At 60.4% G+C, this 12,593-nt stretch carries 11 protein-coding genes; 5 read left to right on the top strand and 6 right to left on the bottom strand.

Annotation, left to right across the window (positions count from 1 at the left end; genetic code table 11):
* Positions 1-16 precede the first annotated feature (16 nt).
* Positions 17-187 (bottom strand): hypothetical protein, encoded by a 171-nt coding sequence (locus GEI7407_RS21255; RefSeq protein ID WP_190274163.1) that lies wholly within the window; start codon positions 185-187, stop codon positions 17-19.
* Between the two features lie 17 nt (positions 188-204).
* Here GEI7407_RS21255 and GEI7407_RS00610 point away from each other — a divergent pair, with 17 nt between their 5' ends.
* Entirely contained in the window at positions 205-705 is a 501-nt protein-coding gene (locus GEI7407_RS00610; protein WP_015170192.1) for a hypothetical protein, read from the top strand.
* Between the two features lie 30 nt (positions 706-735).
* Here the strand turns inward: GEI7407_RS00610 and GEI7407_RS00605 are convergent, their stop codons facing one another.
* Complete coding sequence (locus GEI7407_RS00605) at positions 736-2,040, bottom strand: recombinase family protein (protein ID WP_015170191.1); 1,305 nt, start codon at positions 2,038-2,040, stop codon at positions 736-738.
* Positions 2,041-2,316: 276 nt separating this feature from the next.
* Here GEI7407_RS00605 and GEI7407_RS21250 point away from each other — a divergent pair, with 276 nt between their 5' ends.
* Positions 2,317-3,882 carry an S-layer homology domain-containing protein gene (locus GEI7407_RS21250; protein ID WP_015170190.1) on the top strand — a complete coding sequence of 522 codons (1,566 nt, stop codon included), beginning with the start codon at positions 2,317-2,319 and terminating at the stop codon, positions 3,880-3,882.
* Between the two features lie 121 nt (positions 3,883-4,003).
* On the opposite strand, the gene miaB is transcribed toward GEI7407_RS21250, so the two are convergent.
* The 4 genes from miaB to GEI7407_RS00575 all read right to left on the bottom strand — a co-directional run bounded on the left by miaB (position 4,004) and on the right by GEI7407_RS00575 (position 9,697).
* Positions 4,004-5,356, bottom strand: coding sequence for a tRNA (N6-isopentenyl adenosine(37)-C2)-methylthiotransferase MiaB (miaB, locus tag GEI7407_RS00590; protein WP_015170189.1), 1,353 nt, complete (start codon positions 5,354-5,356; stop codon positions 4,004-4,006).
* 98 nt (positions 5,357-5,454) lie between these two features.
* Complete coding sequence (locus GEI7407_RS00585; RefSeq protein ID WP_015170188.1) at positions 5,455-6,891, bottom strand: carotenoid oxygenase family protein; 1,437 nt, start codon at positions 6,889-6,891, stop codon at positions 5,455-5,457.
* 61 nt (positions 6,892-6,952) lie between these two features.
* Entirely contained in the window at positions 6,953-8,626 is a 1,674-nt protein-coding gene (locus GEI7407_RS00580) for a serine/threonine-protein kinase (protein ID WP_015170187.1), read from the bottom strand.
* 681 nt (positions 8,627-9,307) lie between these two features.
* Positions 9,308-9,697 carry an AbrB family transcriptional regulator gene (locus GEI7407_RS00575; RefSeq protein WP_015170186.1) on the bottom strand — a complete coding sequence of 130 codons (390 nt, stop codon included), beginning with the start codon at positions 9,695-9,697 and terminating at the stop codon, positions 9,308-9,310.
* Between the two features lie 331 nt (positions 9,698-10,028).
* Here GEI7407_RS00575 and GEI7407_RS00570 point away from each other — a divergent pair, with 331 nt between their 5' ends.
* The 3 genes from GEI7407_RS00570 (at position 10,029) to pyrR (ending at position 12,488) form a co-directional block, all read left to right on the top strand.
* The gene (locus tag GEI7407_RS00570; RefSeq protein ID WP_015170185.1) at positions 10,029-10,472 is read left to right on the top strand and encodes an RrF2 family transcriptional regulator; all 444 of its coding nucleotides are present in this window, start codon (positions 10,029-10,031) and stop codon (positions 10,470-10,472) included.
* A gap of 393 nt (positions 10,473-10,865) precedes the next feature.
* Positions 10,866-11,876 (top strand): adenosylcobinamide-phosphate synthase CbiB, encoded by a 1,011-nt coding sequence (cbiB, locus tag GEI7407_RS00560; protein ID WP_150109832.1) that lies wholly within the window; start codon positions 10,866-10,868, stop codon positions 11,874-11,876.
* Between the two features lie 66 nt (positions 11,877-11,942).
* Positions 11,943-12,488: a bifunctional pyr operon transcriptional regulator/uracil phosphoribosyltransferase PyrR gene (pyrR, locus tag GEI7407_RS00555; RefSeq protein ID WP_015170183.1), complete on the top strand. Its 546-nt coding sequence runs from the start codon at positions 11,943-11,945 to the stop codon at positions 12,486-12,488.
* The last annotated feature ends 105 nt before the right edge of the window (positions 12,489-12,593 follow it).

Below are 12,593 nucleotides of genomic sequence, written 5' to 3'. Positions count from 1 at the left end.
CTGTGTTCCCTGCTTTTCAGATTGCCACAGATGGTGGCGCTTTGAGCAGCTTGGGGAATACATTGGGGCGATCGCCCCAGGCCCCGAGTCGCGCCAAGGGCGCAAAGGCTTGCGGGCAGGCGATCGCGCCTTCTGCCCCTAGACAGTCGCGCAGCGCCCCCGATCGCGCTAAACCAGAGACAGCCACTGCGCAGGGGAGCAACCATGGTGTCGCCCGAAGAGCCTCAAGAGCCAGAATCCGAAGTGCGGGCCGTCCAGAGCCGTCGACAGAGGGGCGTTCGCATCCTCAACTTTGGGGCGGCGGCGATGGGCTTTGCGGTCTTTTTGAGCTTTTTGATCGGCCTGATTACCCGCAGTTTTGTGGTGGGCCTTGGCGACGGCTTCCAGAGCCTGGCGGCCAGTCTGGTGCCTTTTTTGGTGATTGTCTACGTGACGTTTTTCACCCGGCTGTTTCGGCTCCCTGCGACCGTTCCCCCGTTTAATCTCTTCGTGTGTAGCGGGCTGTGGACCCTGCTGGTGCTGATTTCGGCGGATTTATTTGCAGATGCGGTGCTGCCTGTTGTGGAGCTGCTGTGCTCTTTTTCTTTGGGGATTTTGCTGGCGATCGCAATCCACAGTCCGGCGCGTCTTTTTCTTTCCTGTGCCTACGGCACGGTGGTGGGCTTGCTGGTTTTTGTGGCCTTCTTTGGCCTGCAAATTCTTTGAGGCCGAGATTTACAAGGGCTCAGAGGGTGACTAGAAAATAAACTGTAGCTCGATGTGCCACGGGGCTGCGGCGGGCCGCACGATGTCGATGTGGCGCAGGAACTCCCGAAAAAAGAAGCGGCGCTCTGCCTCGGAGAGGTCGAGCCAGAACTGGGGAATCGAGACGGTCTGGGCGATCGCCCGCAGGTTGACCGGCGGCAGCTGCGCTAGCTGGGCCTGCAAGGCGGCAACTTCGGTGCGCAGGGTGTAGGCGCGCAGCTCGGCAGTGGACGCATCGAAAATGCCCTGGGCCAGCAGATCCGGGATCTGCTGCAAAACCGTCTGCTGGCGGGCGATCGCTCCTTCGATCTGCGCCTTGGCGGCGTCGAGGCCCGGCACATTGGCGGCGGCGGTGGCCGGGGGCAGCGTTTGGCAAATGGCCCGAATCGTCTGGTCGAGAACCTCACCGTAGGGCAGGGCGCGGCACTTGGGGCGGTGCGGGCAGGCCTGGGGCCGCAGATACAGATACTCGCCGGGCTGGCGGCGCGCGGTGACGCGGGTGACGGTCATGGGAGACTCGCAACTCTGGCAGCGCACCAATCCTGCCAGCGATCGCGGGGCACTGGCGGTGCGGGGGGCCAGGCGGCGGTTGCGGCGCAGCAGCCGATCCACCTGGGCAGCCTCCTCCCGCGCCAGGATCGGCGCGTGGGTCTCCGGCACGATGTCCCCATTGGCGTAGGCCAAGTCGCCCCGGTAAACCGGGTGGGTCAGCCAGCGCTGGCCCGTCGAGGCCGAAATTTTCTTGCCGTACTTCTTTTCGAGGTAGCGCACCGCTCCCCGCAGAGAGCCATAGAGCAAAAAGTGGTCAAAAAACTCTTTGACCAAGGGGGCCGCCGCGCGATCGATCACGTAGCGGTCCTTGCCCCGCCGATAGCCGAAGGGGGCCTTGCCGGGGGGCGGCAGCGCCTTGACGCGGTTGCGGGCGTGGCCGCGCCGGATCTGGCGGCTGCGCTGGAGCGCTTGGAGATCTTGCCACTGCTGGAGGGTGTGGACCTGGGGATCGTCATCGAGGGCGATGACCTGGATCCCCAGCTGACTTAGCTGCCGCAGGCGATCGCCCACCGACTCCACCGACTCCCCCAGATCCTCCAGGCGGCGCACCAGCAGATAAACTCCAGGCTCTCCCTGACAGTCCTCCAAAAGCTGCTGTAGCTGGGGCCGCTCGTCGCGCCGAGCCGTCCGGCCCCCCGCCACGCCCATGTCTTGGTAAACCCGATCCACGTCCCAGCCCCACTCGGTCGGGTCCGCCGGAGCGTCCAAAAGCGGATCGTTGTAAAGATACGCCAGGATTTTCATTGCAAGTTCTGCGGAATTCTGCGATTAATCTGGGGGAGTGTCCGTGTTTTCCGGGGATGACGACCACGGACTGTAAGGAAGAAAAGGCGATCGCCGCCTGCCCAAAAAGTCCCCTAGCGCTCTGGAAGCCCGTGTTTTTGGAGCTTCTAACAAACAGCGGCGATCGCCACAGGACTGCTTTCCTAGGGGATCTGAGTTTCTTTTTAGCCAAAGCGCTGAAACTTTTACCCCAAAACAACGTCCATTGAGCCGCTTATCTGCACCCGAGGTTCCCGCATGCATCAAAATCTTCTCGCGCTTTTGTGGAAGACGACCCTCTTAACCAGTTTGCTTGCGATCGCCGCTTCTCTGCCAGGGGTTGCAAATGCTGCAAATCCCGCGTCCACGGCAGCCAGCGAAACCGTCGCCACCGAAAAGCCCGTCGAAATGCTCCTCGCTGACGATCACTCCGGTGATGATAGCGACGACAGCATGAACGACATGGATGACATGGACGACATGAACAGCGATGACGACATGGATGCTGACGCATCTCTGCCGGACGCTGTCGCCACTGCCGTCATTGAGTCGATCGCCGAAACCGAGAACATCGAAGTTTCCAGCCTCCGGATTCTAGAAGCCCAGCAGCAGAACTGGCCGAATGGCTGCCTCGGTCTCGAAGCCGCAGGAGTCGGCTGCACCCAGGCAATTGTTCCTGGCTGGATCGTCGTCGCCACCAACAGCGAGCAAGTGTGGGTCTATCGCACCAACGCCACCGGCAGCAATGTTGCCTACGATGAGGCCGTTTCTCAGACGGTGCGCACCCGCATCGTCCGCACCACCGAAACTCGCACCTCCACCAGCTCCAGCACCTCTGGCAGCTCCACCGCAGTCGCAGGTTCTAGCAGCTCCAGCAGCACCACTGTCTCTGGATCTTCTAGCAGCACCAGCGGCAGCATGAGCAGCGGCAGCACGACCAGCAGCAGCAGCAGCTCTAGCGCCACCATCTCGGCTAGCCAGCTAGAAGCGATGGCATCGCGCATCAGCTTCTCGGACGTCAGCAGCAACTACTGGGCCCGAGGCTTCATTACGCGTCTGGCAGCCCTCGAAATCATTCGTGGCTTCCCCGATGGCAGCTACCGTCCCGCCGAAGCGGTTACCCGCGCTCAGTTTGCGGCCATGATCAACAAGGCCTTCGAGCGTACCATGGTGCGCGAAGCGGTGAGCTTTAGCGACGTGTCCAGCAGCTACTGGGCCTACAGCGCGATCCGTCGTGCTTACTCCATGGGCTTCCTCAACGCCAGCGGCGGCAGCTTCAACCCGACAGCTCGCCTGACCCGCCTGGATATTCTGGTTTCCCTGGCTCGCGGCCTGGGCTACACCAGCGTCACCACCAGCCGCTCTGTCGATAGCATTCTGAGCGTCTACAGCGACGCAGCCAGCATCCCCAGCGAGTACCGCGTTCTGATTGCGGCGCTGACGGAGCGGGGCCTCATGGTGAACTATCCCAACACCAACCGCCTGGAGCTGACTCGCGTGGCGACCCGCTCCGAAACAGCGGCCTACCTGTACCAGTCCCTGGTCAGCATCAACCGCGTGGAAGCCATCTCGTCTTCCTACATCGTGAACTCTGTGTCTGGCTCCATGACCAACACCTCCACCGATATGGAGATGGAAGCGGATGACGACATGGAAATGGAAATGGAGACGGATGACGACATGGAAATGGAGGGCGGCAAGAAAAAGCCCAACTGCAACCAGGGCATCGGGAACGGTGCTGAGGGATGCGATCCCGGCAACTCCGCACCTCGGGGCGGCAGCAACGACGAAACCGGCCGGACTCCTGGCAGCGGCAAGCCGTAATTGCAGCCTAGAGACTCGCGACGTTTAGGGGCGATCGCCCCTGAACGCACCATCTTCACCTTGTAATCCCACAAAGGGCGTCCGATTGGACGCCCTTTTTTCGTTCTTTCGCGGCGATCGCCTAGGCAGTGACGAGCAAGCTTTCGCCCGTCAGGCTAAAGGCGCGCACCTCGGTAATCTTGACCTTCACCACCTGGCCGCGCAGCTCCTGGATGTCGCCCGCGAAGAAGGTCAGCCGGTTGCCACGGGTGCGGCCCATGACCTGGCTGGGATCCTTGGGATTTTGGTCTTCGACCAAGACTTCTTCGATGCGGTCCTGGTAGCGCAGCGATCGCTCGGCGGCCTTGACCGACACTAGGTGATTGAGGCGCTGGAGGCGATCGGCTTTGACCTCTTCGCTGAGCTGACCCTCCCAGGTGGCGGCAGGGGTGCCCGGGCGGGGCGAGTAGGCCGCCGTGTTCAGCAAATCAAAGCCAATGTCATCCACCAGCTTGAGAGTATTTTCAAACTGCTCTTCGGTTTCTCCCGGGAAGCCCACAATGGCGTCAGCGCTGATGGACGCGTCGGGCATGTACTCCCGAATCATCTGGATGATCCGGCGGTATTTCTCCACCGTGTAGCCCCGCGCCATCGCCTTGAGCACGTCATTGTCGCCGGACTGGAAGGGAATGTGGAAGTGCTCACACACCTTGGGCAGCTCTGCGCAGGCCCGGATCAGGCGCTCGGTGAAGTAGCGCGGATGGCTGGTCGCAAAGCGGATGCGCTCGATGCCCGGCACATCATGCACGAAGTACAGCAAATCCGTGAGGGTGTGCTGGTGTCGCCCTTCCGGCGTGGCTCCCGGCAGGTCGCGGCCGTAGGCATCGATGTTTTGGCCTAGGAGCGTCACCTCTTTGTAGCCCTGACGGCTCAGCGCCTCCATTTCGGCCCGGATGGCTTCGGGGGTGCGAGACTGCTCCAGGCCGCGGACGCCGGGCACGACGCAGTAGGTGCAGCGCTCGTTGCAGCCGTAGATCACGTTGACCCAGGCGGTGACGGTGCTGTCGCGCCGGGGCTTGGTGATGTCTTCGACAATCTGGATCGGCTCGGTAGCGACCACCTGATTGCCGTCAAAGACCTGCTCTAGCAAGTCTTTCAGGCGGTTGGCGTGCTGAGGCCCCATCACCAGGTCCAGCTCGGGCACCCGCCGCAGGAGCGCTTCGCCTTCTTGTTGAGCGACGCACCCCGCCACGATCAGCGTCAAGTTCGGGTCGTCGTGCTTGCGGCGGGCCTGACGCCCGAGGTAGGAGTACACCTTTTGCTCGGCGTTGTCGCGAATGGTGCAGGTGTTGTAAAGAATGACGCTTGCATCGTTGGGGTCTTCAGAAAATTCAAACCCCATCTCCTCCAAAATGCCGGCCATGCGCTCGGAGTCGGCTTTGTTCATCTGGCAGCCGAAGGTGGTGATGTGATAGCGGCGAGAAGGGTTGTTCATGGTGGGCGACAAGCCGAGACGCAAGGTAAAAGAGTGCAAGGTGAATCAACATTATAAGTCGCTGATTCAGGGGCGTTGGGATCTGCTGGGCCGGGACGCTAGGGGCGCGATCGCCAAGTGCCGTGAAAGCCCATGGGGACAACGCTGGGCAGGGCCAGACGGGCCACCGGGCCAGCGGACAGGCGATCGCCTTCATAGATCCACACTTCGCTGGTTTCCGTAGCGCCATCAAAGACAACCGTCAGCACCCAGCCCCGGCTGGGGTCGGCGGCATCGGGGGCGTAGATGGGCTCCATGGGATAGCGATCGTCGCCGCAGTCTGCCACGTCGAGGTGTTCAGTTGCGGGATCAAAGCGGGCGATCGCCCCAAACATCTCTCGGCCCACCTCAGCGCCCTCCCGGTGGATGGACAAGTAGGTCGGCGCATCCGGCTGACCGCTACGGGCCAGCGGAACCACCGGAAACTCACAGGTACGATCGACCAAGGTCGTGGTGGAGAGCACCTTGCCCGTTTGGGGATCGAGGCGCACCTGCTCGAGGCGGCTGGGCGCAGCGGTTTGGGTGAGGCCCGAGGCCACTTCCTGGAGATACCGATTGGTCTGGAAGTCCTCGTAGCGCACCAAGTCCAGCACCACCGAGCCGTCACTGGCCTCGAAGCCATGGCCAAAGTGCCACTGATACCACGGATCTGTATCCGCCCAGCTTACGACCTCCAGGGTGTCGCGATCGACCACCACGATCTGGGTTCCGTATTTGGGCTGCCAGCGCAGGGCATCACTAAAGCTGCTGAGGCCAAACAGCGCCGGCAAAGGATTCATGCGCACCGGCGGAATGCAAAACACCAGGTAGCGCCCCGCTAGGGCAAAGTCATGGATCAGCGGCACGCCCCGCAGCTGCACTTCGCCTTTTTGCAAGATTTTCCCTGTGCGATCGCTCCGATACAGATTCAGCGTCGAGTTTGCCCCCGCCGCCACCCCGAAGTTGTAGATCTCGCCGCTCTGGGCGTCGACTTTGGGGTGGGCCGAATAGGTCAAGCTACCGGTTAGTTCCGCCAGGTCATCAATGCCCTGGGTTTCCAGGGTCTCCAGGTCCAGGGCGTGGGGCTTGCCGCCCTCCCACAGCGCCAGCAGCTTCTCGGGCAGCGCCAGCACCGACGTATTCGCCGCATTCTTGATTTGCTGCGTCCAGCGCTCCCAGATCGGCCCCGGCGCCATCATGCCGTAGTTGCCGTAGAGAAACTGGTCTGCGGCCGCCTCATCTTGGTAGCCCGCTGACTGCACATAGCGGTACACCGCCGCTGCACCCTCCTCGCGAAAGTGCACGCCTAGGACCGCTCCGTCCCCGTCAAACCAGTGACCGACCCGCAAGCCCCCCCGCTCTAGGCGGGCTGGACCGTTGCGATAGAGAGACCCCCGCAGCCCTGCCGGAATCTGGCCCGAGAGCACCCGCAAGGGCTGAAGATCAAACTCTTGGGCGGGACGGGCGATCGCCTTAGCCCAGGCTCGCGCCCCTATCTGCTGCTGTGTCGCCACCATCCTCTTGCTCCCAGAACTCAAGGCCAGCTTCCATTGTGGCGCACGCTGCCCGTATCTCGCCCTAGGCGATCGGCGGCATCGTCTTTTGGGCCTGGAGCTCCTGTTGCAGCTTGGGCTTGATCCGATCAAACTCCACCCGCAGCAGATCCTTACTCATCGAGGACTGGGCCGTAGGCGTCCAGCTTTGGCTCGTGACCAGCCACTGCTTGAGCAGCGTACATTGATGGGGGTTCACCGTCATCGAGATCACGTTGCCGCAGCGAGAGGGATCCTCGAGCGCAAACAGCAAGATGCGGTAGTTGCCCGTCTCCGCCAGGTGATGCACCACCTCGCGCCCTTGGGGAGACTTGAGATCCAGAAACGACCGAAACCAGCGGGGTCCTTGCTCCTCATGGATGAAGTGGTTAAACAGGCCCGTAATCCACAGCAGCATCGGATGGGGCGACATCGTACACAGATAGTTGTGGTAGAGCCGGTTGTAGAGCTTGCTCAGCACCAGATTGTCGATTTCCTGCTTGGGCAGCATCGCCCACAGCGTCACCACCGTCTCCGTCTCGGTCTTGAGCAGCTGAGGGAAGACAATCTGGGCAATGGGCTTGTTGGCAGGCCAAGCTTGGGCACGACAGATCATCTCTGTAGAAGTAACCTGGGCAGAGGCCGGCAGGGGCGGAATCGAGGGCGGCGACACCGGCTGTCGCATGGTTTCCTGGGAAGGCTTGGGCTCCGAGGAGGTAGGCGTCACCGGGATCTTGGAGAGCGCAGCGCCAATCCGCTGACCCAGCTGACGCCCCATGCCAAAACGCTGCTCTAGAGGCTCGATGGCCCGCAAAATTTCTTCGACGGTCTGGGGCCGGTTTTCCGGCTGCTTTTCCAGACACGCCATGACCAAGTGCTCAAGCATCTTGGGCAGCTTCAGGCTGGGAGAGATGGACTCGAAGGTGCGCGGCCGCTGGGTATGGTGGGCTTTGTACCAGCCACCAAAGGTGTGAACGTCGGCCTGGAGCGGCATTTTGGTGGTCAGCATCTGGAACATCATGACGCCGAGACTATAAATGTCTGAGCGATTGTCCAGTTCGCGACCTTCCATCTGCTCGGGGGAGGCGTAGGCCAGGGTTCCCATGAAGCAGTTCGTCTGCTGGCTGTCCTCTTGCAGCAGCTTTGCAATGCCAAAGTCGAGGATTTTGGCGAGCTCTCCGAAGGAGGAGTCTTGGGTGACGAGAATGTTGCTGGGCTTGATGTCCCGGTGAATGATCGGACAGAGCTTTTTGTCGATGAGGATGCCTTCGTGGGCGCACTGCAAGCCGAGGCAAATCTGGCGCGCCAGCCCGAGGAAGCGAGGTACAGCGAGCGGTGCCTCATTGATGATGTCGCTGAGGCTATCTCCCTGGAGAAACTCCATGACGTAAAACGGAATCTCGTCTTCGTCAACGCCGTAGTCGGTCACACGGACAATATGAATGCTTTTTTGGCCGAGCTGGGCACAGGTTTTGGCTTCGTCAAAGAAGCGGGTCCGCATTCGCTGGCTGAGCAGGGTATGGGACAAGAATTTGACGGCGACGGAGCCGCCTAGCAGCACGTGCTGTGCGCGGTAGACGCGGCCCATCGCTCCTTGCCCAATCAGTTCCACCAACTGATACCGCTTATCGAGCAGTCTGCCGACGCTGGGATCTGGCCTGGAGTCTGTCATTTTTTGGGTACCGTTGCCTTGGACCATCTGCGTGGTTGGGGGACGCATCTATATGGTTGTCCAGTGCTAAAAGCGAGGGGATAGGGGGAGAGCGCCTCCGTGAAGCTACGGAGTAGCCCCTGGCACTGCATTAGTCTTTATAAAGATAACTGTTCTATCAGAATCTACAGTGGCGCAAACCCTAGAATGTTTGGCGGCTGCCGCTGGCTGTACGGAGCATGAGTCTGAGCGATCGCACAGGAGTCTAGTGAGGCGGTTGGCTGGATAGTTTGGAGAACCCAGCCGTCGCGATTTTATCGCCTAAGAAGCGTAGTTTTGTCGGGAGAAAAAGCTCAGGAACGCGCCGAGCAGCAGAACATCGGTTAGGGTATGGCGAGAGTTAATTTTATTTAGGAATTTTCTCTACTTTACTGCGATCGCCCTTAGAAATTGTCAGCTCTATCACCCTGTATCACTACCTTACTGTAACTTTTGGCAGGGATTGAAAAGTGGCGTATGGCCCAGAGGGGTCCCTCGGGCTCCAAAAGTTTAGCCGCCCCCGCCCCAGATCAAGTAGGGACAGAAGGCGGCTGGTAGAGGACGATCGCGTGAGCAGTGAAGAGAAGCGCCAAGAACCCAACGGAGATTCAGCGGGCACGCGATGGGGATATCAAGACTGCCAAAGACGAAGAGTGAATCATCTCAAACGCTGAAGTTCACGCTGCAGTCAAAACCCAGCAGTCGAGATCGCTAGACTTCTGCGGTTTCTCGGTCAATTTGGCGCAAATGAATGTGCTTGCGACCGAGGGAGATTTCAAACTCGTCTCCGGGCTTGAGATCCATTTGCTTGGTGTAGGCTGCGCCGATGAGCAAATTGCCGTTGGACTGGACGCTAATGCGATAGCTTGCGCTTCGCCCGCCGCGGCCGCTGCCGTTTTGTTTGCCATCTAGCTGAATGCCTTCTGCATCAATCAGGGCATTCAGAAATTTCATCATATTGACGCGCTCTACGCCGTTTTTGGTAACGGTGTAGTAACCACACGCTTTGGCCTTGTCTTCTTTACTGAGATTTTCTAACTCCTTCACCTTCTTGAGGAGTGGTTCACCGACAAGCGGCTCGATCTTTTTCTTTTTACTCATCAACTTGCGTCTGGGATGATTAACAACAATGATGCAGCAAGCTGCCGGTTACAAAGTGTTAGAACTTTTCCTAATATCAGCCTGTGAACCCATACTACACTAAATAGAATTATATTCTTCCTGATAACTACTGTATTCCTGCTGAAATTAAATTAGTTTTTGGGATGTTTGTGCAAATTCCTATATCCCCACTTCCTCAGAAATATGGGTCTGCTGGTTGGGCTCTGGGGAGAAGGCATTCCTGATTCATTCTTTGATGGCACGATTGGGGAGAGATGGGCGGGTCTGTCAGTCTCTCAGGGACCTTGATCAAGGCTAGAAATCAATCTCTATGAAGCTAACAACCCGTGGGCACTACAGTGTGAAGGCGCTGTTGGATTTGAGTCTTCAACCGGGCTATGGACCGGCTTCGGTAAAAGCGATCGCTCAGCGTCAAGATCTGCCGGCTCCTTACCTTGAAAAGCTATTAATTGAGTTGCGGCGAGCCGGTTTGGTGCAGTCAATTCGAGGGGTTCATGGGGGCTATCAGCTGGCGCGATCGCCCGTTGAGATCTCCTTGGGCCAAATTTTGGATGCGGTGGGAGAGACCGTCGATCCTCTCTCTCGACTGACGCCCGATGCAGAATTGGCAGGAGACTGGGTGACCTTCACGCTGTGGAAACGACTCTCTCAGAAATTGCGGGAGGCTCTCTACAATATTTCCCTCGAAGATCTCTATTATGATGCTCGCAGTTGGCAGGCTTCTCAGGGAGAAACGACCAGCTTTGTGGTGTAGGGGATCGCGATCTGGGGGGGCTGTTAGTGGGTTGATTTTTGTTGCCATCGCAGCAGTTGATACAGGGCGATGTCAGATCGAAGGGGGATCTTCGGGGCTGGAGAATGGCCTTTGAAGGGGGAGCAGTCTGGCCGAAAGAATGGGGGACTGAGGGAGATTTGACGGCGCGTTTTTGGCGGGGCGCGATCGCGTTTTGGGGCGATCGAAGTGATGGGGGCAAGGCCAAAAGATGGGCGGTGGAAGGGCTGAGAAAGGACTGGCTCGACCACGGTGGCGGGGACCAAAGTCGGGCAGGTTTGTTGATGATTGGAGGGCCAAAAGCGGGCGATCGCGGGGAAATTTGGGGTGCGCCTGCGCGACGATAATGCTTGAGAAGCGCAACTGATGGGAGTGATGGAGAGTGTGGGTCTGACTGTGGGGGCAGAGCATCCGGCCGTGATTTTGGCGATCGCGGCGCTGCTGGACTACGCCATTGGCGATCCGTGGGGGTGGCCCCATCCGGTGCGGGTGATGGGCTGGGCGATCGATCGCTACACCCGCGCGGTGTGGGCCTGGGGCCAAAAACCCTTTGAGGGCTGGATCTATCGCTGGGCCGGGGTCGGCCTCACGGTGACCCTGGTGGGGGGCAGCGCTCTGGTGGCCTGGGGCCTGATTGCCGGGGCGACGCGGCTGCACCCGCTGCTGGGTCTGGGGGTGCACAGCGTGATGCTGGCGTCCTGCTTTGCGGGGCGCAGTCTGCGGGCGGCGGCGATCGAGGTGCTGACGCCCCTGACAGCAGGCGATCGGGCGGCGGCGCGATCGCGCTTGGCGATGTACGTGGGCCGCGACACCGACAACCTCTCTGAGCCGGAGATTCTGCGGGCGCTGCTGGAGACCGTGACCGAAAACGCCACCGACGGCGTCACCGCGCCGCTGTTCTACGCCCTTGTGGGCGCGTTTTTGCCGGGGGTCGGTAGCGCGCCCCTGGCGATCGCCTTCAAGGCGGCCAGCACCCTCGACTCGACGGTCGGCTACCGGCGATCGCCCTACACCGATCTGGGCTGGTGCAGCGCCAAATTGGATGACCTGCTCACCTGGCTACCCTGCCGCGTCACCGTGGGGACGATCGCCCTACTGTCGGGCCGCCCCGGCCATGTCCTGGGGCTGTGCCGCCGGGATGCGCCCCAGGACCCGAGCCCCAACGCGGGCTGGAGCGAATGCGCCTACGCGGCGGCCCTGGATGTGCAGGTGGGCGGTCTGAACTATTACCAAGGTGTGGCCAAAGAAAAACCCCGACTGGGAGAGGCGATCGCCCCCATTACGCCCGCCGTGATTCAGCAGGCCCTGGGGCTGACGCGCCGCTGCGTGCTGCTGTGGCTGGCAGGGGCGATCGCCGCGCTGCTCTGGCCCACCCTTCCCCTCTAGTCCCCTCCCGCCGAGAATTGGGGGACAATGGCTGCAACTCCTAGACCTTTTCTATCGCCTGCGCCTATGCCGCCGGAAGTCATCGAAATCCTGTCTGCCGAAGAAGTGCGCCGGACCCTCAACCGCCTCGCCTCCCAGATCGTGGAGCGGGTCCGCGACCTGTCCCAACTGGCCCTCCTGGGCGTCCACACCCGAGGCGTGCCCCTGGCCCACCTTTTGGCCAATCAGATCCAGCTCCTGGAAGACGTGAAAGTGCCGGTGGGAGCCATTGACATCACTTTCTACCGGGACGATCTGGCCCAGATCGCCACTCGCACCCCCGCCAAGACCAACATTCCCTTCGATCTGGCGGGCAAAAAGGTCGTGCTGGTGGACGATGTGATTTACCGAGGCCGCACCATTCGCGCTGCCCTAAACGCCATCAGTGACTATGGCCGTCCAGAGGGGATTTTGCTAGCGGTGCTGGTCGATCGCGGTCACCGAGAGCTGCCCATTCATCCCGATTTCACCGGCAAAAAGCTGCCCACCTCCGCCGAAGAAAAAGTGAAGGTGTTTCTACAGGACATCGATGGCCGGGACGCCGTTGAGCTGCTGAAACCCAATAGCCCCTGACTTGAGCCTTAGCCCACGGCCCCTCCGTAGGAAATCGTTACGGGGAAGCTCCGGGCAAGCGTGGGAAGATAGCGGATGGCAATGGTGCGATCGCCCGATCAGCTG

The sequence above is a fragment of the Geitlerinema sp. PCC 7407 genome (assembly GCF_000317045.1).
GTDB lineage: Bacteria > Cyanobacteriota > Cyanobacteriia > PCC-7407 > PCC-7407 > PCC-7407.
Note: the sequence above shows the minus strand (reverse complement) of the source record. Positions and strands in the feature narration are given on the sequence as shown.